We start from the raw sequence: 22,120 nt of genomic DNA on the forward strand, positions 1-22,120 counted from the left end.
CCGTAATTCCCATGAACAGCCTGAAGGGGTTGTACGGGATGTTCGATGCCGCCCTGAATGCCGCTGCGGCTCGGGTCATTCGCAGCGGCTGGACGATTCTCGGCCCGGAAGTGGAGGCCTTCGAGGTGGCTTGGGCTGAGCATGTCGGAGTGGGGCATTGTGTTGGCGTGGCCAGTGGCAGTGATGCCCTGCAATTGGCCCTGCGGGCGCTCGATGTGGGCCCCGGTGACGAAGTGCTGACGGTAGCCAATGCGGGTGGATACAGCACGCAGGCGATTCTGGCTCTCGGGGCTCAGCCAATATTCCTGGATGTCGAGCCCGATTCCCTGCTGCTGGATGGCGGAGCCATTTTTGCGGCCGTCACTCCGCGAACGCGGGCGCTGATCGTAACCCATCTGTACGGACAGATGGCCCCCATGCCGGCTGTGCTGGCAGCCTGCCGGGCCGCCGGTATTTCCGTTGTCGAAGATGCGGCCCAGGCTCACGGGGCGAACTGGGCCGGGCGACAGGCCGGCGCATGGGGCGATGTAGCCTGTTTCAGCTTCTATCCGACGAAGAACCTTGGTGCCCTCGGCGATGGCGGCGCCGTATGCTGTTCCGATGCGGGGCTGGCCGCCAAACTGCGCCAGTTGCGTCAATATGGCTGGCAGCCGAAATATCAGGTCCGGATGGCGGGAGGAATGAATAGCCGCCTTGACGAAATGCAGGCGGCCTTTCTACGCGTTTTGCTACCAGCCCTTCCTGAGTCCAATGCGGCGCGGCGTCGGGTGGCGGCCAGCTACTTGAAGGGACTGGAGGGGGTGCCGGGCTTTGTCGCTATTTCGCGTCCCGAGGATGCCGAGGATGTCGCCCATTTGTTTGTTCTGCGCCATCCCGAGCGGGACCGGGTGCGTGCGGCACTGCTGGCGCAGGGTATTCAGACCGATATCCACTACCCCGTTCCCGACCATCTACAGTCCGGTTTTATCGAACGCGTCTCGCAACTCGGGTTGTTGGCCATGCCGGCAGCCGGGGCTTTGCCCGTGACCGAGGCCGCCTGCGCCGAAGTCTTCAGCTTGCCTTGTCATCCCTTTCTGGATGTGACGGAACTGAGCCGTGTATCCAGCGTTCTGCGGGAGGTCTGGTAATGCCGGCGGAGAGGCCCCTGTTTTCCCTGATCGTGCCGGTTTATCGCAACGAGGGGTCACTGCCGGAATTGCTCGCTCAGGTTGCAGCGATGGCCTCGCGTCTCGCCGGCCGGCTGGAGCTGGTGATCGTTGTCGATGCCAGTCCTGATGGCTCTTATGGATACCTGCTGGAGAATCTGTCTCGCCAGTCCTTCCAGAGCCAGTTGCTGCTGCTGGCGCGTAACTTCGGTTCCTTTGCCGCCATCCGGGAGGGCCTGCGCCAGGCGCGAGGCGATTACCTGGCCGTGATGGCCGCCGATCTGCAGGAGCCGATCGAGCTGATCGAACGCTTTTTCCAGACCCTTGCTGCGGGGGATGCCGATGTGGTGGTGGGCAGCCGTGAGGGCAGAGACGATCCCTGGCTCCAACGTATTCCGGCGCAACTGTTCTGGTCGCTCTACCGGCGCCTGATCAACCCCGAAATTCCGCCGGGTGGTGTCGATGTGTTCGGCTGTACCCGTGGGTTTGCCGCCCACCTTGTAGCGCTGCCGGAGGCACGCAGCTCGCTGGTGGGGCAGTTGTTCTGGTTGGGGCATCGGCGCAAGGTGCTCGGCTATACCCGGTTGGCCCGGGTCTATGGCTCCAGTGCCTGGAGTTTTCGGGGCAAGCTGGCCTACCTGTCCGATAGCCTTTTCGCCTTTTCTGATCTGCCCATCCGCATCCTGCTCGGCGTTGGGGTGCTGGGGCTAGTGCTGGCGCTGGTTCTGGGGCTTGCGGTGGTGGTGGCCAAGGTGACCGGCAGGGTACCGGTGCCTGGCTATGCGGCCCTGATGGTGGCGATGACTTTTTTTGCGGGACTCAACGCCCTCGGGCTAGGGCTGATCGGCTCCTATGCGTGGCGTGCCTACGAAAACAGCAAGCAGCGGCCGTTGGCGTTGATGTTGACCCAGCATGATTTTAGCGGGAAGGGTGATGATGGCCGGTGAGGCGAGCGAACTTGGGACCACCAACGTCTTCGTGCATGCCCAGGCTCTGTGCGAGAGCAGCCAGATTGGTGCTGGCTCGCGGGTGTGGGCTTTTGCCCACATTCTGCCCGGAGCCCGTCTGGGGGCTGACTGCAACGTCTGCGATCATGTTTTCATTGAAAATCGGGTGCTGATCGGTGATCGCGTCACCATCAAGTGCGGTGTGCAATTGTGGGATGGCATCGAGTTAGGCGACGATGTTTTCATCGGTCCCAACGCCACTTTCTGCAATGATCGCATGCCTCGCAGCAAGTGCTATCCAGCCGAATATCTGAAGACCCGGGTTGAGCAGAAGGCATCCATTGGTGCCAATGCGACAATCCTGCCAGGCGTGACGATAGGCCGTAACGCCATGGTCGGAGCCGGTGCGGTGGTTACCCGCTCCGTACCGCCGAATGCCATCGTGGTCGGTAATCCGGCACGGATCGTCGGCTACGTGGATACGGTAGGCCAGGTGGCGCCGGGGGCCGTGGTGCCGCAGGTCTCCTCCTCTCGTTTCGGAGGTGTACAGCTCTTTCGGCAGCCGCTGATCAAGGACATGCGCGGCGACCTGACAGTGGGTGAGTGCGGCAGTTCCTTGCCCTTCACACCTCAGCGCTACTTCATCGTGATGAATGTGCCAAGCCAGGAGGTGCGCGGCGAGCACGCTCACCGGCAATGCGAGCAATTCCTGCTGTGCGTGAGTGGCCGTTGCCAAGTCATGACCGATGATGGCCGTCTGCGCCAGGAATACACCTTGGATGATCCGACACTCGGGCTTTACCTGCCGCCCATGACTTGGGGCGTGCAGTATCGTTATTCATCGGATGCGGTCCTGCTAGTCTTCGCTTCGCATTGCTACGACGCCGACGACTATATTCGTGATTACCAGCTGTTTCTCGATACGGTTGGGGCGGGTCAGGTGGCGTGAGCAGGATGGGAATTCGTCCGGAGTTGCTCCGTTTTGTGCTAGTCGGTGTAGCCAATACGCTGGCGACGACCTTGCTGTACTGGGTCCTGCTTGCCGCGGGGATTCCTCCTGCGGCGGGTTTTGCGACGGCTTTCGTCTCGGGCATTGGGCTTGCGTGGTGGATGAACGGACGTTTCACCTTTTCTACCCGACACTCACGATGGGGGCTGGTGGTGTATCCGCTGGTCTATGTGCCGTCCTGGGCACTCGGGCAATGGCTGCTAGGGATATTCATCGGTAGGGAAGTCCCGCCCTGGTTGGCAGGGCCACTGGCCAGCCTGTTGATTGTGCCTCTGAGCTTTGCGCTGAACCGTTTTTTCTTTCGTGGGTGGGGTCCCCGCCCACAGGCCTGAGGTCTGGCGTGCTCCCGTCTCAATCAATCTATTTGGATCTGGATTCATGGCTTTGACATTTACCGGTGAGCGCTTTCTCCCGACCTGTGAAGGGGAGATGGTCTACGAGCATTGGCATCGCTATCTTTTTGCCCGGGAACACGTGGCCGGCAAGCGGGTTCTCGATGTGGCCAGTGGTGAAGGCTACGGCAGTGCGCTGTTGGCGGAGTGGGCCAACAGCGTGACCGGTGTTGATATTTCCTCAGATGCCGTGAGGCATGCTGGCGAGCGCTATGGCAGTGCCGCCAACCTGAAATACCTGTGCGCCAGCTGCGCCAGGATTCCCTTGCCGGATGCCAGTTTCGACGTGATCGTATCCTTCGAAACCATCGAGCACATGACCGAGCACGAGGCCTTCATGGCCGAGGTCGAACGCCTCCTGGCGCCGGGCGGCCTGTTCATCATCTCGTCGCCGAACCGGGTCGAGTACACCGATCGGACCGGCTACAAGAACGAGTTTCATGTGAAGGAACTCGATGGACCCGAGCTAAGAGCCTTGCTGAATGCCCATTTTCCGGCTCAGCACTGGTTTGCCCAGCGCCCCTGTTTTCATTCCATGCTGTGGTCTCTCGAAGGGCCCGCGGTCGAGGCCCGCGTGCTTGCGGTGGACGGTGTAGATGCCTACCCGGTCGAGTTGTATTACCTGGTGTGCTGTGCAAAGGACGCCAGTGTGCTGGAGGCCATCGTGCCTGCTCTCAGTCTGGTGGCGGATCGACACCATTCGGTCTATCAGGAATGGAGCCGCACTTACGCCGAGAACCGGCAACTGACCGAGAAAGTCGCCATGCTGGAAAAGCGTCTTGAGGCCACCTCGGTGGAGGAGGCCCCTTCTGTCTTCAGGTTGTTTAATAGGCTTGTGCGGAGTGTGCTGAATTTTTTCAAGTCGTGATTGCCCGGAGGTGATGAAAGTCAGCGGCTTGTGTTCATCACCTTGCTGTAATTTTCGATTGCGTATTCTTTTTCTCTTGGGTGGATAGGCAATTTTGTAGTGTTGTATGCAATAAAGTGCAGTCAGAGGCGACATGAGCTATGAATGAAAAAAGCACATCCTCGATTTTAAGGTTTTGTTTTTTCCGCGGATGGTCTTTTTTGATGTCGAGCGGGCGTTCTGGATTTGCAATTTTTATTGCATGTCTTGTTGTAGGTGTTATGTACGCCCCCGGTTTCAATGGGTTCTGGCATGGAGACGACTTCCCGAATTTGCATCGGGTTTATGCTCAGTCGCAGCAAGGGAGTCTTTGGTCGGATACGTTTCTGCTTTTTTCAGAGCCGGTGCCCTCGTTGGGGGCGTTTTACCGTCCAATGATGATGCTGAGCCTTGCGCTTAATTACGTAATTGGCGATGCGGTGTATGCGAATTGGTACGGTGTCAATTTTTTTGTTCATGTATTGAACACGCTATTGATTGCGCTGGTTGTCAGGAGATTGGCAAAGAGTTGCAATTGCGACCCGAAATTGTCCGCTCCACTCGCCGCTGTTTTTTTTGGACTTTGTCCGTCCGTAGCAGAAGGCGTCTATTGGGTGTCTGCACGTTCCGATGGCTGGGTAACGCTTTTTTCACTCTGTGGTATATATTTTTGGGCTGGAAATAAATCTTCATCATTTTTGGGGTCAGCGTATCTTCTGCCGCTGCTTCTAATTGTTGCGCTTGGATTCAAAGAGTCCGCTGCGGTGTTGCCACTGCAGATGTTGCTGCTGGCTGTTGCCTGGAATGGGCCACTTTCTCGCGATCAGCGCCTGGCTATTGCCGCCGCTTTTTTAGTCGTGTTCTTTTTTTTGGTTTGGCGGACATACCTGTTTGGTAACGCTTGGCAGGTCTATGCGGAGAATGCCGTAGGTATTCCTCTTTATGTGAAGTTATGGAATGCATTGCGATCTCTCGGGCCATGGTGGACGGCATTGGGGCAGGCAACCCCCGTACTGTCCCCGGTTTATCTTGTCTGTTGCCTTGTGGGGCTGATGTTGCTCGCTTTTCCCCGACCGATGCCGCAATGGCGCCTGACACTAGCGCTTTTAGGTGCAAGTGGAGGGCTGGTATTGGCGACTCTATTAAATGTAGGGGCACTGAGTTCAACCGGAGAAGGAGGACGGTTGAGTTATGGACCCGTGGCCTGGTTGGGGCTGGTCGTTGGCGTTTTGATGTCTCCAGTGCGGCCGCTAACGAAATCACAGTATTGGAGGTTTTTTACCGCCTTCGTGGTCTTTTCTGCGGCGCTACTCACTGGCGGCGGTGTGCTGTGGGGGCACCTCGATAAGGTCTGGCAGGCGCAGGCTCGCATGCAATTTATTACGCGGTCTATCCCTATGTGGGCAGAAACTCACCAGGGTATTACCATGCTTATGGTTCCTGATAACGATGGTGTTGTGGTTATGGCCCGCAATGCTCAAGCAGGTATTGTGTTAGAGCCAGTTCAGAAGCAAGCATACCTCCATCGTGTAGTGCCCACGTTATCTTCAGAGGTTCAGATGCGGCAGGAGCAATTTTGCCGTGGTATGGCTCAACGGCTTCAGGTGGTGCGCCCTCGTTTTGCTAATTCTGAGACGCTTGCTGCTATAGTTGTCCCAGCAGGAACTGTTTGGCCGAATCATGTTGCGTGCTGGTCGAAATCACAACAGAAATTCGTTTCCTTACGGATGCCGCCGATTGATGCATCTTGTCATGCATGGATGACGTCAATTCGTAGCGATATAGAAAATTGCCAGCTTTAAGCCATTTTCTTCTACACAACTCACTCGATTTCCCTGCGTGCGATACAGGTTGATCAATTCGATCACGTCGGTCAGGGTAGGTGCTTCACGGTTGGTCAGCACATGCCATTCGATGGGTTTGACGCCAGATGGCGCATCGCGTGCGCCTTGTGGCCCTCCCGAGAAGGCAGCGTGAACGCCATTTTGCCCAAGGGCTCACCTTTACAGGAGCATAAAACCTTCACAGCCCCTTGATCTGCAAGAGAAATCCAGCCTGGAAGAATTGTCTTTTATGCTGTCCACGCCCCGGTACTGCAGCCGCTCAGCCTTAAATAGCTTCTCCCCCGATCATTGCATCAGTCCAAAAAATCATTTTTTCATATGAAAAAATTGCTTCCTCATATAACGGAATGATTTTGTCACGTGACGCTGTATTGACCCAGTAAAACCCTGCACAGGTGTTAACCTTGAAAGGAACGACACATGAGTACGGCGATGGAAGACGAAATCAAGCGTTGGACGGCCAAGCGCAAGAGCGCCTTGGTGATGGAAGTCCTGCAAGGGAAGACGACGGTGGCGGAGGCGAGCCGTTCGTACGATCTGCCCCCTTCAGAGATCGAGACCTGGATCGATGAGGCGAAGCGTGGGATGGAGAACGCGCTGCGTGCCAACCCGCTGGACATCCGGGAGCAGTACGAGAAGCAGATCAAGCACCTGCAGGAAGCCTACGGGGAAGCGATGCTGGAGCTGCGTGCCCGAAAAAAATTGCAGTCCCTGCTGGGCGAGGACGAGAAGTGATCGAGACGATCCGCCAGGGACTCAAGGAAGAAGGTGTTGTCGTCTCGATCAGTCAGCTGTGCCGGTGGTTTGAAGTGCCCCGTCGCACCTTCTACTACCACTCGGTGAAGGCTCCGCCGAAGGTGCAGCCCCGCTTTGCCGAACCGATCAAGGCCATGATTGAGGACAACCCGTCCTTTGGCTACCGGACGGTGGCGCATCTGCTGGGGTTCAACAAGAACACCGTGCAGCGGGTGTTTCAGCTGCGTGGCTGGCAGGTTAGGAAGCGCCCGGTGGGCTTCAGGCCGCGGATCGAAGCACGACGCTCCAGGGCCTCCCAACCCAACGAGCGTTGGGCGACGGATCTATGTCGGGTCTGGGCTGGTCGAGATGGCTGGGCCACGCTGGCGTTGGTGATCGACTGTTTCAGCCGTGAGCTTCTGGGCTGGCACGTCTCCCGCAGCGGCAAATCCCGCACCGCCGAAAGTGCGCTGGAGCAGGCCCTGATCGCCCGCTTCGGCACGCTGGGGCGCGTGAAGGAGCCCTTCCTGCTGCGCTCGGACAATGGCCTGGTCTTCACCAGCCGCAGCTATACAGCACTGGTCAAGAGCTATGGCCTGAAGCAGGAGTTCATCACGCCCTACACCCCGCAACAGAATGGGCTGGTGGAGCGGATGATCCGCACGCTGAAGGAGCAGTGCATCCACCGCCACCGCTTTGAGACCCTGCAACATGCCAGCCGTGTCATTGGCGACTGGATCCAGTTCTACAACCACCAGCGGCCCCATCAGGCGCTGGAAATGAAGACACCCGCTGAGGCATTCGCTTTAGCGGCATGACCTGTGCAGGATTTGCTGGGTCAATACAACGCGGCCATTGGGGCACGTCACCTGGACATGGGGTCACGGCACTTGGGCCTTGCGTCATGACCTCCGGGGAGCGCTACATGTGTCGCAGGCATTCCGTGGTGTGTCTTAATTTGTGCGTCACACCAAGGAATGTTTTTTTCATATGAAAAAATGATTCCTCGGGACGACAATTAGTTATGGTCAAGGGCGTTGGTCGCCAGTTGGTGTGTCAAAAAGCAATGCGCGCAAAGCCACAGGTGCCAGGCCTCAGGTTTTTCTGTAATTGCGTCGTTCAGCAACGTTGACATAAACCCAATCTGTTCCGACGGGGAGCCTGGGGGTACCGGAAAGATGTCCAGGGTTCGTTTTCCGGTGCGCCAGTCAACGCTCATCAGGAATGCCGTAGCGGGAACGTCTTCTGTGGCGGCAATCTCCAGCAGACCGGAGGGGAGTGCTGCCGGACGGCCAAATAGTGTCATGCCGAGCCTGCCCTTTTCGGCTTGATGAGGGGGAACGTCAATCAGGCCTATTACGCAGATGCCTTGTTCGAAGGCTTTGCGGATCGACTTGATGCTGCCACCCGTATAAATCACGGGTGCGTTTCCGGCCTGTCTTACTTCGTGCATCCGGAAGCGGGCAATCCAGTAGGGAATCAGTTTGTTTCCGAAGGATGCGAGCGAAAACCGGATCGACAGAAAAGCCGCGCGGAGGCCTGTGCTGCGTATGTGTCGCAGGGACCACATGCCGGCACCGAAGTGAAAGGTGATGCCTACAAACGGGCCGGTGGGCCAGGCTCCGGTGATAGTCACATGCTTTTCCAGCCATCGGTCCGAGCGGGTGGCGGAAATAAAGGCGTCAGCGCGATCTATCAGAATTGTCAGGCGATAGCGGCGTAGCCATTCGGAATTGGGCGTGATGCCGAAAATGGCGCGGTAGCCTTCGCTGGCCGCTGCACATTCCTGAAATAGCAGGCGTGGGTTGCTGGCGAGGCGCGAGAGCCCGCGAAAATAAAGAGGCCACGGGAGCAGAGCGCCTGCGCCGGGAATCAGCAGGTGTTCGATGAGCCTTCGGAGGCTTGCCTTTGCGCTCGGCAGGAGAGGCCGCCTTTTCACCCCTGTGCCCGGCGATGTTGCCAGCGCACCCGCACATATTTGTAAACCTTGCCTGCCGATACCGCGGTGGTGAGGAAAGCCTTGTGCACCGGGTGCAGGTCGGTGCGCTTCTTCAGGCCGGCGGCCCACTGGGACTGGCGGATGTACTGGATGAGGCTGTGCCGGTCGCGGCGGATGAAGGGCGCGCGCAGCAGGACGCCCATGGAGGGCACGGCGCTTTGTTCGACGAACTGACCGACGCCGAAGACCTCGTTGTGGTTCAGGGAGGTGTAGGCCTCGAAGAGTTCCTGCGGGGTACGGCTAACCAGTGCGTTCCAGATGGCCAGGGCCTGGGGGCGCAGTTCAGCGCTCGATACCGCGTGGTTGTCGAGGTATTCAGCCCATTCCCGTGCAGCGAAGAGTACGCCTTGCTGGAAATGGGAGACGTAGCTGTCGAAGACGGTGTTCTCTTCGGCATCGATGAGACGTTTGGCCTCTACGCGGCCTGACGCCGTGCGGCGATAGCCTTCGACGCTGCCGTTCGGCGAATTGCTGAGCATTTCGAGCGGGGCCACGGCGTCGAGCAGGTGGCTGGCTTCGAGTTGTTTGTTGAGGTCGGGGCCGAAGGCGTACTTGCGACAGTTGGCAGGTTGTTCGTTGAGGACGCGGGCCAGGCCGAGGTAGTGGCCGAAGACGGTTCGTCCGGACAGCAGGTGGGCGAGGTTGTCCTGGATGGTGCCGCGCCAGCCGATGTCGACGATGCCGAGGCGGGTGTCGGTGGCGGCGAGTCCGTGCTGTTCGAGGTAGGCGAGGAGGAGTTCGCGGTCACTGGCGGACTTGCCGGACAGCAGGGCCTGGAATTCGGCGTCGGCGAAGAGGGCCTGGACGCGGGCGTCCTGCCACGGGTAGATGACTTCTTCACCCACGGGCAGGCCGTGGCGGGCGCCCAGTGTTTCCAGCGCCGCCGGTTCGATGCCCAGCGAGCGGGCGAGGGCGAACAGGGACTGGGTGCTGTAGAGGTTCCACATGCGCATCAGCTCGCCGGTGCTCACTTCGCGCAGGGAGGCGCTGAAGGTGGCGAGGCGGCTGACTTCGAGAATGCCTGCGGGAGGCAATTCGACCCCGGTGATGCGCCCGGTGGGGAACAGGCTGCGGTAGATGTCGATGAAGAACTCACCCTCGCGGGTGAAGAAGAACAGCTTGTCGAGCTTTTCGTGGATGCTTTGTTCTGCTACCGACAGGCAGAAGCCAACCCACAGGGGGGCGGCCTGGGTGCCCAGCAGAAAGGCCGCCCGGGCATTGTCGCTGCGGCTGCCGAGGGCTTCCTCGACCTTGCCGGCGATGATCTGCTCCAGGTGCCCGAAGAACACTGCCCGGTCGGCGAACAGGCTTTCGCGCAGCTCCCGGTCGGCGTGCTGTTCGTCGGGCAGGTAATGCACCGAGGTGATGCCGATGGCGCCGGGAATGCTGACGTCCGAGTGTGCGTTGTCGCCGATGTGAACGTGATGCTCGGGTGCCAGCGCGAAGGCCTCATGGACGTGCTTGAATAACTGGCCGGAACGCTTGTTGAGGCGGATGTCGCAGGAGCTGATGCCGTCCGGGGCGACGTCGTCGAGGCCGTGGTGCTGCAGCAGTTCGTTGAGCATGCTCGCGGGCATGTAGAAGTCGGACAGGAACAGGGTGCGCTCGGCCGGATACTGGCCGATCACGTCGCGGCAGCCGGGGTCGGGGAAGGTGTTGGCCTTCTCGAGGGCCAGTTCGGCGGCGACGAGTTCATCGACGAGTTGGGCGACGTTCAGGTTCGGTGCGGTGACGACCCGCCGGACGAGATGATCGAGTACGGCGTGCAGGGTGTATTCGTCGTCGCTGCCCTGGCGCGAGGTGGCGCGGGCCAGTTCGCCTTCGATCTGGCAGCGCTCCCGGAAGATCGCCCAGTGGTCGGGGAAGCCGTCCGCCAGGCTCTGGCCGAAGCGCAGCTGGAGGTGGCGCGCGGCGCTGAGCTTGATGAAGTCCGGGTGGCACTTGCGCCTGAGAAGGGTGTCCCAGACGTCGAGCGTTTTGAGCTTGTACATGCGGCGGGTGTGTTTATCGATTCTCGAGCAGTCGACGCGCCACGCGCAGGCCCCAGCCGAGGAAGCGGCGCAGGCGGGGGGGGAGCGAGTTTACGTAGGCGTTTGGCGGTGAGGACAGGCGCTTCTGGATGCTGGCCGGAAGGGTGCCGACGTAATGGCGGGAGGTTTCTGCCGGCGCGGTGTAGAGGCGCTCGACGCCGGCGAGATCCGGCGTCTGGCCCTTCAGGACGCGCTCGACCGCGTCACGGAACTGGTCGGTTTCGACGCTCAGGGGCCGGTCGGCCATGAAGTGGGTACCGGCCTGGCTCATGCTGGCGCGGGTGGCGGGCTTGTCGAGCAGGCGCAGGATGCTTTCGGCGATGCATTCGGGCGTCTGGTTGGCCAGGGTGACGGCTTCCGGTGGGAAGTCGTAGAGGGTGTTCTCGCGCCACATTTCGACGACCGGCAGGCCGGCAGCCATCATCTCGAAGGGGATCCGTGACGGGTTCGAGGCGCTCAGGCACAGCCCTACGGCGCTGCGGTTGTACAGGGCATTGCAGTCTTGCAGGTTGAGCAGGCCAAGGTGCTCGTGCTCGAACCAGATCTGCCCCTTCTCCCGGGCGGGAGAGCCGTACAGATAAATCTTCACCTCGGGCATGCGATGCTTGACGATGCCCAGCGCTTCCAGGCCCAGGCGGCTGCAGCGACGCGGCTTGTCGGGCTGGTGGATGAAGCACACTGCGAGTTCCTTTTTGGCCTCGGGCAGTGGGCGATAGATGTCGAGATTGGCCCCGAAGTCGAAATGGTAGGCCGCCACGCCGAAACGATCGGCGAGTTCATGGCGCAGCCAGCGCCCGATGGTCACCGGGGTGAGCCCGTAGCGGTAGGAGTTCTCCGCCATCAGGTAGGCGTCACCCATCGGATTGAAGCAGGCTTCGTAATCCTGGACGAAGTACAGCTTGCGGCACGGGAAGGGCAGGTCGCGGACGAAGGCGGCGGAGTACCAGATGGTGGCGATGGCCGCGTCGGCGGGCTGGATGTTGTCCCAGCCGAAACTCACCCGTTCGAAGCTGTAACCGAAGATCTGCTCGATCAGTTGCCGGCCCTTGTCGGGGTCGGTGTGTGTGCCTTCGAGGTAGAGATGGCAGCGGTGTCCGTGCCGTTCGAGGGCGAGGGCGTGTTCGAGCATCGTCCGATGCCCGCCCGAGCCTTCGATCAGCCTCGGGATGAGCCAGGCGATAGTTGCCATGAAGGGTTTTCTTGCTCCGTGCGATGTGCCATGAGAAGGCGTCGGTCTGATCTGCCGGGATCCTGTGCCGAGGCCTTGAAGAGGGGGCGAATTATCGCATGGGCTTGTCCGTCCATGCGCGATCACTGCGCCGCCCTGGCCCGGGTCAGCCGTAGAAAAAGGAAGAGCAGGCCCAGGACGTAAATTAGCGCGGTGTTTGACACCCCCGTGTTGAAACGCCTCTTCTTTCTCTGCTCTCCAGGGGAGGGTGGAAGCTGGATCGTCTGGATTCCCGGTTGTTCGGAATAGGTGTCCACCACACGGTGCATGCCGACCTCGTCTATTGCCACGCGTCCGTTGTCCGGCCCGGTTTCCAGCTTTATTTCGATAGTCTGTCTCAACCCATCCAGGCTGGCCACAACGGGACTGAGCCGGGATGTCGATTGGTAGGCGTGACCGATCCAGTCCCACGTCATTGGACGCGTATCGCCTTCAAAGGCTGGCGCCATCCACAGCGGGGTGGCGGTGCTGCCAATTCGGGTGACGCTCACCGGTTTTTCATCAAGGGGGGTGAGGGTGATGATCCTTTTGGTTGCCGGGAGATTGAATGTAAAGGCGAATGTGATCATGCCTGCCGAAAATGCAGCGATGACCAGACTGGTCAATTTTACGGCTCGTTCTGCATGGCTTCTCGTGGCAGTGGGCGGGCGCTTTCTGGCCGTCTTCAGCGCGCAAAGAATTACGATGATCAGTCCGAGATACGCTGCAAAGCCACACCAGTAGAAATAACGGTATTCGGCAGAGACATTGAAAAAGAAATACGTGATCAGGTAAATCAGGCCGGACAGCAGGACGGCCAGGGCAAACCGCCCTTCCTTGGTGGATTGCAGATTCAGTCTGAACAATGTCAGCAGTCCGATGACGGAGAGCAGTCCAAATACCCATGGCCGGCCCACCCGGTCATTGAGTTTTGATCGGGCGTAATCCTGGGCGATTTGCGTGTCTGGCCTGGGCGGATTGTCCTGCACCATCCAGCCCCATGGGTTGTCGGCGCTATACAGCATTTGCCGTGAGTTTGGATCGAACATGGACTTCTTGAAGGTTGGTACGAGCATCGCGAAATAGGATCGCGGATGATCGATGATTGCCTTCAGCCATGACTCGGTGAGGGTACGGGAGCCCCAGAGCCCTTGTGCCCGAAGGTTCTGGGAAATGAAGCGACACTGCCCCCAGTTGGATGCCGTATCCCACTGCACGGGGCTGTAGCAGGACTCGACGATTTGCCTTGCTTCTTCCTCACGCCACTTTCCGGGAAACTGGTTCTCCTGCTCGTGATAAGAAAGGGCCAGAAGTTGATAGGTCTTGATGCTGTCGCCCGGATGGGAGTTCGGAACCTGCAGCAGCGTGTTCTGTACGCTGTAGATCAGGGGAAGAACGGCGAGAACCGCTCCGCTGAGCAGAATCGTTCGCCGTGCGCCCAGATTTGAATTGGCGTAGAGCAGCAGCGGAATCAGGCAGAAAACGGCATTCAGGCGCGTGAGAAAACCCGCTGCTATAAATAGGTTGGCGGCAATTTGCAGGCAGATTGCCAGTCGTCGGGAGCGCCAGTCGCATTGCGCCAGATAAGCCAGACTGGCTCCTGCCAGAAGGATGGCGGCGAGCATCGCATCGGTGTGTACGTGCCCGAGATAATTGAATGCGCCGGGCAGCAAGGGCATGAACAGGATAAGGTATGACCATGCGCCGAGTCGTGGCCTGAGGGCCAGAGCCAGTCCAGCCAGGGCGCTCCATATCAGCAGGTTGTCGAAAACGATGAAGCCGACCGGGCCGGGCAGGAAGTCAAGGAGGACTGACCACAGCACTGTGATGCTGGGGGAGTGCCAGTCTCCGTATGTTTCGGACAGGGCCTCCTGCAGTTGATACAAGGAGTCTCCATTCAGGTAGCCCGGATAGTTTGCAGATATTACAAACGCAAAGCCGAGTATGGTGGTGACCAGAACGGATAAGGCATAAGCGAATTGGCGGAGCCCTGGGTTCTGCATTTTCAGGCGGAAGCGGAGGATGCCCATTGGATTAAGCGTGCGGTTTGAAAACAACGTGCTTGCTGAGCAGGAAGTTGATGGCCATTCCGGCCAGGGATCCAGCTGCAACAAAAGCCATCAAGCCGAGGTTTGATACCTTGAAATTGAAGATCAGCAGCGAGTAAAGGCCGATGCTGGCGCAGCCTCCTGCCAGAGCCGTAATGAAATAAGCAGCAAACTCCTGGTACAGGGATGAATACTTTCTTCGGTTGCGAAAGGTCAGACTGCGGTTGATGATCCATGTGACAAAAACTGCCGCGACGAAGGAGGCAAGCCTGCCGAAGTAAGGGCCAATCAAGGGGTTCGCCAGCAGCAATACCCCTGCATCGGCGGCATAACCGACAAGTCCGGCAAGGGTGAAGTGGGCAAGCTCCCTTTTCAGCATTCAGAAGCCGCAGCCTTGCCGAATCTTTCGCCTATGCTCAGATAGCTGAGTTGTTTGACTTCCCTGCGTCCAACCGTGACCGTTTCGAGAATCAGACCTGATGTAAAGCTGATGGCGCTTAACAGGCAAAGTCCGGTGCTGAGAATGGCGGTCGGGAAGCGGGGTACCAGGCCGGTCTGGAGATAAGTCACGACTAGCGGAAAGCCAAGCGCGAGTCCTGCCAGGACGAATGCCAGTGCGATGAGGGAGTAAAACCGCAACGGACGTTCCAGGGCAAACAGCTTGACGATGGTTTTCAGAATACGGACGCCATCCGAATAGGTTCGCAATTTGCTGGTGGAGCCCTCCGGGCGCACACCATAAGGGGTTACTACCTCGCCGTAAGGCATGCGCAATTCGAGCGCATGAATCGTGAATTCTGTTTCGGTCTCAAAGCCATGGGACATGGCCGGAAATGATTTTACGTAGCGGCGCGAAAATGCACGGTAGCCTGACAGCATGTCGGTGAATTTTCCGCCGAATATCCTGGTCATGGTTCCGGTCAGCAATTTGTTGCCGATTTCATGCCCGGGCCGATAGGCATCTGTGTGCTGATGCTCACGAACGCCGACCACCATGTCCAGATGTTCGGTGATGAGTTTTTCGACGAGTTTTCCAGCACTGGGCGCGTGGTAGGTGGCATCACCGTCGATCATCAGGTAAACATCGGCATCCACGTCGGCAAACATGCGCCGTACCACGTTGCCCTTACCTGGCATGGCGACATGGCGCACGATGGCGCCCGCTTCAAGGGCTTTGGTGCGGGTTGCATCCGTTGAGTTGTTGTCGAACACATAGATGTCGGCCTGTGGCAGAGCCTCCCTGAATCCCTTTACAACCTCGGTGACCGTGAGTTCCTCGTTGTAGCAGGGAACCAGCACCGCAATGCGCAGTTTGTCGAAGTTAAGAGCCATTTTTATACGTAATTAGCTAAATCTGAATGGTTGTGGCGTGCGGGCTATTGAAAATGGGTGTTCTGCTGTCTGGCGTCGGCGTTTTTCGGTGTTCCCTCCATTAGTTTTTTCATGCGTGCCTGCAGGCCTGGTTCAACGCGTGTGGCGACGAGCCAGGCGATCAGTACGGATGCCACGATTGCCAGTGTTGCCATTAGTGAGTAGCTGACATTCTTGACCAAAGAGGGAAACAGGGCGAAGAGTTTTCGCTCGAATATGGCGTGCGCCCAGAATCCCAGGTCGGCATGGATCAGATAAAAAGGGTAGCTCATTCCTCCAAGGACGGCAGCCCAGCGGGCGTTCGGGCCAATTTGAGGTGTCTTGGCGGCGATGAAAACCAGTGCCGCGATGACCGGGCCGGCCAGGCTGATGCCGAGGCTGGGGAAAAACTGCAGGTAGCTGCCGCCAAGCCATTCATCGATGTGTTGAACGTGCTTCGAAATGAGTGCAAAGGAGACGATCAGGGCTGCTGTCGTGAAGCGCGGTGGATTGCCGGTATGGATTCGGTAGAGGATGATGCCGGCGCAGAAATGTCCGGCATATTCGGGAATGAAGAGCCGCTCGATGCCGATGTTGGGCTGGATGTACTGGTTGATGAAAGCGATGGTCAGCCACAGCCACAGGATTTGGTCATTGCGGCTTTTCCAGATGCCGCTGGCTATCAACAGGGCGACCAGCGCGTAGAACTGGATTTCGATTGCCAGTGTCCAGTAAACCGATGACAGGGGTTCCACGCCAAAGAACTGGGGGAAGTAGGTCAGTGTGGCAATCCAGCGCGGAATGATGTTGTTTGCCGAGATCCCGGGCAGCATGATCGCCATGGTGGCCGTGATCGCCGAGCAGGCGACGAAGGCCGGAAAGAGGCGGGTTGCCCGGGCTGCGAGGAAGGCTTGTGCGCTGCGCCCTTCCGAGGTGAGGGTAATGACGAATCCGCTGATCACGAAAAACAGGTCCACGCCAAGGTCGCCCCAGTGCGCTGCATCGATGAAGAGTGTCTTTGGCCAATATCCCTGTAGTGGGCCAATGAAATAGTAATGATAGAAAAGCACTGCAGACGCCGCGAAGAAGCGGAGGATGTCAAGGGTTTCAAGCCGTTTTTTTCGCATCTGTGAGTTGGAGGAGGAGACGCTGGTGGTCATCGGGGATGCACTCCGCCTGCTGTCGTCAGGCGCCGCAGCAGCCGTTTGCAGCGGTTCCACGGGTTGTTCCGGATTTCGATAGCCTGCGTCTCGATGGTGACGTCCCGCTCCGCGATGGCGATATCCCGTTGCCGGATCTCGTGGCCCATCTGCTCCATGGCGGTCCAGCGTTGCTCCAGCATGGCCGCTTGGGCGCTAAGGGCTTCCCAGCGTTCTTCGATCAGTTTTGCCTGGGCGGCGATGCAGATGTCCCGCTCCGCGATCGTGTTGCTCATTTGTTTGATGGTGGCACCGCGCTCGTCGATCAGGGCGGCCTGAGCCGTCAGGGCGGCCTGTTGTTCGGACAGGCTTCTGGCCGACAGAAGAATCCGCTCGTCCAGCCCACTGGTGCGGGCGAGGGCGGGTAAAAACCAGTTGCCGTCGGTCTGGCGGGCTAGCGCACGCAGGGCGTCGGGGTCGGGCAGGTGGGCGGCTGCGACGAGAAAGCTGAGGGTCGAGACCGGGTGAAGGCTGCGGTTGCGCAGCAGGGCGGTGCACGCGGTGGTGGCGTCGAGCTCCGGATGGTGCTGGCGGAGTGCGAGGGTCTGGATGTAGGCGTTTTCGTGCACGTGCCGCCAGACGTCGTCTTCGGCAAGGGTGTTGGTGGGATGGACCCGGTAGTCGACCAGCTCTTCGCGCAGCCACAGGGGCGCTTCGGTGGCACTGGCGCGCAGGGCCCATTCCCAGTCGTGGGTGTAGCGCAGGTCGGAGAATTCGCCGATCTTCTCCAGAAGCTTGCGCGGGAAGACGAAGTTCGAGGTGGTGATGGCCAGGTTGCTGGTGAGCAGCCAGCTGGCTGGTGGCTGGTCGGTGCACAGCCGGCAGGCCGCAGCATGATCTTGCGCGCGCTCGTGATCCGGGGCCGGATGGCCATCCGAGTCGATGAAGCGGACGTCGCTGAAGGCCAGGCGTTGTGTGTCGCCGATGGCGTCCACCATCCGCTCCAGGCGTCGGGGGTGGAAGGCATCGTCGGAGTTGAGGATGGCCAGGTAATCGCCGCCAGCGAGGGCGAGTCCTTCGTTGAGGGTGGCGTGGGCGCCTCGATTGGTGTCGTGGCGAAGGGCGCGGAGGCGGGGGTCGCGAAGTGACTGGATGGCTGCCCAGGTGCCGTCCCGCGAGGCGTCGTCGATGACGATCAGTTCCAGGTCGCCAAGGCTCTGGGCGAGGACGCTTTCGAGGGCTTCGACCACGTAGGTTTCATGGTTGAAGGCGGGGACGACCACGCTGATCTTGGGGGCTGTTTTCACGGTGTGGGTTTCGCAGGCGATTGCTGGGTGTCGTCGAGGACCTGACGGCTGCGCAGGATGATCCGGGTGCGTCGGGAGGGCGCCATGTCGAGCCAGGCCAGCAGGGCCGCACAGGCGCTGTCGTGGGTGTCTGGCGTGACGTGATGAGACTGCTCCACCGGCAGGTAGTCAGCGGTTGTGGCGGCGTCGGCTGGACTCAGGATGAACAGCCCTGCGTCGATGGCGGCCTCCCCGTTTTGCCGCAAGCTGGCTTCATCGTAGGCCAGAAAGGCATCGGCGGAGAGGAGAAAGGCTTCCCGGTCGTGCAGGGATTCAGCGAAGAAAAGTTGCCGGGTCGCTACCAGCGTGGACATTTCTTCCTGCACGGAGTCCCAGCAGGTGGCGTCTGTGGTGCTTCCGGCCAGTATGGCGCAGATGTCGTTTCGGGCGGAGGTGATTGAACGGATGAGTTGGATGTAGCGGGAACTGACGGCTTTATCCGGTGGTGTGCCGATGCTCAGTACGATCAAACCTTGGTCGGGAATGCCGAACCAGTGGCGAACCCGTTCCCGGATTTCACGGCGGCCTGCCGCATCAAGCTGGGGGAGGGATGGGCCATGGGGGGCGTGTATGAATGCTGCTGGTGGAGGAGGAGGGTTTGCCGGTCTCTTGCGTATGGCCAAGCTGAGGCTCCGCAGAGGTGCCGAGAGTCGCCAGGAGTTGGAGGCCAGGAGTTCCTGCAGGCGTGTCTCGCTGTGATGATTCCGGTCTTCCAGATTCGCAATCCATTCTTGCTGGCTGCGAACGGTTTCCTGCAGATTCGTCATGGCATGATGGACGTGCCGGTCTTCTTCCGCTCGACGGCGTAGGCTGTCGATACGCCGTGCGACAGTCCGGTCGGCAGGGTTGGCCATGGGCACCGGCAAGAGCACTTCGTAATCAGCGACCATCGTTTTGTTGCTGCGAGGTGGGTGCGACTGCAGCGTGCGGCGCATGGCTGCAAGCTGAGCGGGCATTGAGAGCAGTTGTTCGAGAGCCGTCGCAAGGGCCTTGGCCTCGGGTTCGACGAGCACGCCGGTGATGCCGTCTGCGATGCGTTCGGCAAAAGCGCCGACACGGGTTGCGACGACCGGAATTCCGAGCGCGAACATTTCGCTCAGGGTATAGCTGAAGGATTCGGGGAGCACCGATACGAGTAGTGCGCAGTCTGGTGCGAAGTTCCGGACGATTTCGGCTAGTTCGTGGTGTGCATAGTTCTCGATGACCTCTACACCAGCTCGGCCTTTGAAGGGGCGACCGAAGTCGCCGCTTCCCAGCAGCAGGATGTCCGCTTTGTCGAGGAGGGCCGGCAGGGCTTCGCGGAGCAGGCCAAGCCCCTTGTGGGGGGCCAGACGGCCGGGGATGAGAATGCGCGGGCGATGTGAGTCCGGCCGGGTAGAAGGTGCTGATCCGGCGGGGAGTTGTTGTGGATCAAGGCCGTGCTCGATGCGGGTCCAGGGCTTGTCGGCCAGGCCGGGTTGCAGTGCTGCCCAGCGTTGGTGGATGCTGTGGCTGGGTGCAACCACTTGGACTGACGGGTGGGCGATGTGCGCGGCGTACTCGCGACGGAGAATGTGCCAGTCGATATCAACCGTGTTGTGCCAGAAGACGTTGAGAGAGTTGGTGCGCAGGCATCCGGCCAGACGTTCGGGCTGACAGTCTGTGCAGGTGTTGTCGAAGTGGGCGAACAGGGCGGGACAGAATGGATAGAGGTCGTGCAGGACGACGATGGTCGGCTGGCCGCTGCAGAGTGCTTCGAGGCTGTGTCCGATCAGGGAGGAAACGACAAGGCTGCCAACATGAAAGTCGGTCATGACTTCATCCAGAATGCGCGCGTATTCCGGGTGGGATGGTGTGCTGGCGCGGATAGGGAGTTGCAGGTCCCAGGTGAGTAGCGAGAGGTAATCTACGGCGGGCTCGACGAGCTCAAGCCGGAATCCTGCTGCGTTGCGGTGGCTCACCGAGCGCAATAGCAGGTTGCGTCGCTTGGTATCGGTGCGGCAGTAGTCGGCGATCCAGCGGTCGGTACCGCCGCCCCAACTGTGACTAATGTGCAGTTGCACTGGGCGTGGTTGTGTCGTCTGCTGCTCATTGGCCGTTGTGCTGGCGCTGTCGTTGTGCTGGGCGTGTACCTCGGCTTCCTCGGCGCCGCCGCAGGCGCAACGTGCTCGGTCGATCATCTGGCGCAGCGGGGCGATGGGGTCGCGACCGATGAAGGCCCTGATCATGTCGAGATAATCCGGGTGGGCCTCAAGGAGGCGTTTCATGGCGTTTTCCTGCAGCGTCGCACGTTCTGCAGAAAAGCTGACTCCGCCTTCGTGAAAGACGAAGACGTCGGCGGCCAGGAGGTTTTGCCAGCCTTGCGCTGCGGCGCGCCTGCAGAAGTCGTTCTCTTCACCGTAGCCGCGGCCGAAGCGCTCGGCGTCGAAAAGGCCGACCTGATCGAGGCAGGTTCGCCGGATATACATGCAGAAACCAACCCCGGTGGGGATTTCGATGGTCCGGCCGGGCAGGGTTTCGGCAATCAGACGGTCGAGCCCGGCCAGGCCGAGGGTGCCCGGAACGCCGCCGTTCCAGCCCTCGAAGGGATAGGAGCAGATGGTGGCGTTGTTGGAGAAGGGGGTCAGCGTGCCGGCGGCGGGGTTGTGCTGCGCGGTGGCGACGAGCCGGTCGAGCCAGTCGTTGGCGACTTCGGTGTCGCTGTTGAGCAGGACGAGGTCACGCCCGGGATGCAGGGACATCCCGCGGTTTACGGTGAGGACGAAGCCCAGGTTGCGCTCGTTGGTGAGGAGCGTGAGGCGACCTTCCGCCGCGAGCTGCTCCAGCCATTCGCTCAATGCCGGTTCGGGGCTGGCATCGTTGATGGCGACCAGTTCGAAGGGGGTGCGTTGTGCGTTGTTCAGGACGCTTTCAAGGCAGCGCCGTGTTTCGGCCAGGCCCCGATAGATGGGTACGATGACATCAATGGGGATGGTCTTCACTGGGGTTATCATTAGGCTGTGTCCGCCAACCGCTGCAGAAGAGGGGTGGGCGGCGCATCGGCTTTCGCATCGAATGGGGAGGCATGTATTGTGCCAACAAGAAATCGATGGTGCCATGTTGTCGTAAGGGTGCTGCGAAGAATGGCGACTTGTCGAGTGGGATCGGGTTGAAAGGTCTGGTTTGAGCTGTATGGGATTTTCGGTGTTGATGGCCACTTACGGGCGCGACGATGTGGGGCATCTCGAGGAAGCGCTTGAGAGCCTGGTGCGTCAAACCCTGAAGCCCTCGGAAGTGGTGTTGGTGGAAGACGGGCCGATCAGCGCAGAGGCCCGGCTGGTCGTCGAGCGGTATCGCGCTGTGCTCAATATCAAGTCGGTTGTCATGCCGGGCAATGTGGGCCTGGCGACAGCCTTGAACGAAGGGCTCCGCCAGTGTGCGAACGAGGTGGTTGCGCGCTTCGATAGCGATGACATTGCCGTGCCCGAGCGTTTTGCGCGGCAACTTGTGGCCATTGAGGGCGATCAGTCGGCCGATGTCGTTGGCTGCTTCGCCCAAGAGATGGATATTGCCGGCAAGCTCGGCGGAATGCGTTCGATGCCGGTGGGGCATGAGCAGATTCTGGAGAACCTGTGGGCCTGTCCGATCATTCATCCGAGCGTGATTTACCGGCGCAGCAGGATTCTCGCCGTCGGCGCTTATCGGACCGACCTTCGGCGGAGCGAGGATTATGACTTGTGGTTTCGCTGTGCGAAGGCGGGCCTGCGCTTTGCGAATCTGCCGGAAGCGCTGATCCTGCATCGTTTCGACCAGACCAGCCATCTTCGTCATTCCTTTGGCGATGCTTTCGAGCGCGCGATGACCGGGTATCGGGGCGCCTGTCTGCTGGGTATGCCTGTGTGGAAGCGGCTGGCATGTTTCGTACCCCTGCTGCGGGCCGTGTTGCCCACCCCTTTACGGCATCCGGCCTATCGTTTTCTGTCCCGTTTTGATCCGCGCCGCAAAACGCCCGTGAAGGGGGCCGACATCTGATGCCTTTGTGGTATTCGATGTCGTCGCTGCACGATAGAATTTCCACTCGTCAT

18 protein-coding genes are annotated in these 22,120 nt (G+C 59.7%); 9 read left to right on the forward strand and 9 right to left on the reverse strand.

All coding sequences use genetic code 11. The annotated features are described in order from the left end of the window. Window positions 1–11: 11 nt before the first annotated feature. From ETQ85_RS06420 to ETQ85_RS06455, 8 genes are all read left to right on the forward strand, one after another. The gene (locus tag ETQ85_RS06420; protein WP_148578226.1) at window positions 12–1,127 is read left to right on the forward strand and encodes a DegT/DnrJ/EryC1/StrS family aminotransferase; all 1,116 of its coding nucleotides are present in this window, start codon (window positions 12–14) and stop codon (window positions 1,125–1,127) included. Beyond that, window positions 1,127–2,092, forward strand: coding sequence for a glycosyltransferase family 2 protein (locus ETQ85_RS06425; protein WP_148578227.1), 966 nt, complete (start codon window positions 1,127–1,129; stop codon window positions 2,090–2,092). The genes ETQ85_RS06420 and ETQ85_RS06425 overlap by 1 nt, the downstream gene beginning before the upstream one ends. Then, on the forward strand, window positions 2,058–3,041 hold the full coding sequence (locus ETQ85_RS27260; RefSeq protein WP_148578228.1) for a WxcM-like domain-containing protein: 984 nt from the start codon (window positions 2,058–2,060) through the stop codon (window positions 3,039–3,041). Before ETQ85_RS06425 ends, ETQ85_RS27260 begins: the two co-directional genes overlap by 35 nt. A 5-nt stretch (window positions 3,042–3,046) precedes the next feature. Beyond that, window positions 3,047–3,433, forward strand: coding sequence for a GtrA family protein (locus tag ETQ85_RS06435; protein ID WP_148578229.1), 387 nt, complete (start codon window positions 3,047–3,049; stop codon window positions 3,431–3,433). Window positions 3,434–3,479: 46 nt separating this feature from the next. Next, window positions 3,480–4,361, forward strand: coding sequence for a class I SAM-dependent methyltransferase (locus ETQ85_RS06440; RefSeq protein ID WP_148578230.1), 882 nt, complete (start codon window positions 3,480–3,482; stop codon window positions 4,359–4,361). 140 nt (window positions 4,362–4,501) lie between these two features. Beyond that, the gene (locus ETQ85_RS06445) at window positions 4,502–6,181 is read left to right on the forward strand and encodes a hypothetical protein (protein WP_148578231.1); all 1,680 of its coding nucleotides are present in this window, start codon (window positions 4,502–4,504) and stop codon (window positions 6,179–6,181) included. A 462-nt stretch (window positions 6,182–6,643) separates the two neighbouring features. Continuing rightward, window positions 6,644–6,958, forward strand: a complete 315-nt coding sequence (locus ETQ85_RS06450; RefSeq protein WP_148578232.1) for a transposase — start codon at window positions 6,644–6,646, stop codon at window positions 6,956–6,958. Continuing rightward, window positions 6,955–7,776, forward strand: a complete 822-nt coding sequence (locus ETQ85_RS06455; protein ID WP_148578233.1) for an IS3 family transposase — start codon at window positions 6,955–6,957, stop codon at window positions 7,774–7,776. The genes ETQ85_RS06450 and ETQ85_RS06455 overlap by 4 nt, the downstream gene beginning before the upstream one ends. A gap of 200 nt (window positions 7,777–7,976) precedes the next feature. On the opposite strand, the gene ETQ85_RS06460 is transcribed toward ETQ85_RS06455, so the two are convergent. The 9 genes from ETQ85_RS06460 to ETQ85_RS06500 all read right to left on the reverse strand — a co-directional run bounded on the left by ETQ85_RS06460 (window position 7,977) and on the right by ETQ85_RS06500 (window position 21,037). Beyond that, window positions 7,977–8,897: a lysophospholipid acyltransferase family protein gene (locus ETQ85_RS06460; RefSeq protein ID WP_148578234.1), complete on the reverse strand. Its 921-nt coding sequence runs from the start codon at window positions 8,895–8,897 to the stop codon at window positions 7,977–7,979. Continuing rightward, window positions 8,894–10,948, reverse strand: a complete 2,055-nt coding sequence (locus ETQ85_RS06465; protein ID WP_148578235.1) for an HAD family hydrolase — start codon at window positions 10,946–10,948, stop codon at window positions 8,894–8,896. The genes ETQ85_RS06460 and ETQ85_RS06465 overlap by 4 nt, the downstream gene beginning before the upstream one ends. A gap of 13 nt (window positions 10,949–10,961) precedes the next feature. Beyond that, complete coding sequence (locus tag ETQ85_RS06470; protein WP_148578236.1) at window positions 10,962–12,176, reverse strand: rhamnosyltransferase WsaF family glycosyltransferase; 1,215 nt, start codon at window positions 12,174–12,176, stop codon at window positions 10,962–10,964. 122 nt (window positions 12,177–12,298) lie between these two features. Further along, window positions 12,299–14,224 carry a hypothetical protein gene (locus ETQ85_RS06475; protein WP_148578237.1) on the reverse strand — a complete coding sequence of 642 codons (1,926 nt, stop codon included), beginning with the start codon at window positions 14,222–14,224 and terminating at the stop codon, window positions 12,299–12,301. A 4-nt stretch (window positions 14,225–14,228) separates the two neighbouring features. After that, window positions 14,229–14,621 (reverse strand): GtrA family protein, encoded by a 393-nt coding sequence (locus ETQ85_RS06480; protein WP_148578238.1) that lies wholly within the window; start codon window positions 14,619–14,621, stop codon window positions 14,229–14,231. Beyond that, entirely contained in the window at window positions 14,615–15,574 is a 960-nt protein-coding gene (locus ETQ85_RS06485) for a glycosyltransferase (RefSeq protein WP_148578239.1), read from the reverse strand. The genes ETQ85_RS06480 and ETQ85_RS06485 overlap by 7 nt, the downstream gene beginning before the upstream one ends. A 44-nt stretch (window positions 15,575–15,618) precedes the next feature. Beyond that, the gene (locus ETQ85_RS06490) at window positions 15,619–16,752 is read right to left on the reverse strand and encodes an acyltransferase family protein (protein WP_148578240.1); all 1,134 of its coding nucleotides are present in this window, start codon (window positions 16,750–16,752) and stop codon (window positions 15,619–15,621) included. Beyond that, window positions 16,749–18,038, reverse strand: coding sequence for a glycosyltransferase family 2 protein (locus ETQ85_RS06495; protein WP_187394600.1), 1,290 nt, complete (start codon window positions 18,036–18,038; stop codon window positions 16,749–16,751). Before ETQ85_RS06495 ends, ETQ85_RS06490 begins: the two co-directional genes overlap by 4 nt. Then, window positions 18,035–21,037 carry a glycosyltransferase gene (locus tag ETQ85_RS06500; protein ID WP_187394601.1) on the reverse strand — a complete coding sequence of 1,001 codons (3,003 nt, stop codon included), beginning with the start codon at window positions 21,035–21,037 and terminating at the stop codon, window positions 18,035–18,037. Before ETQ85_RS06500 ends, ETQ85_RS06495 begins: the two co-directional genes overlap by 4 nt. A gap of 208 nt (window positions 21,038–21,245) precedes the next feature. Here ETQ85_RS06500 and ETQ85_RS06505 point away from each other — a divergent pair, with 208 nt between their 5' ends. After that, window positions 21,246–22,067 (forward strand): glycosyltransferase, encoded by an 822-nt coding sequence (locus ETQ85_RS06505; protein WP_246128666.1) that lies wholly within the window; start codon window positions 21,246–21,248, stop codon window positions 22,065–22,067. The last annotated feature ends 53 nt before the right edge of the window (window positions 22,068–22,120 follow it).

Origin of the sequence: Zoogloea oleivorans (genome assembly GCF_008107625.1) — a bacterium.
Taxonomy (GTDB): Bacteria; Pseudomonadota; Gammaproteobacteria; order Burkholderiales; family Rhodocyclaceae; genus Zoogloea; species Zoogloea oleivorans.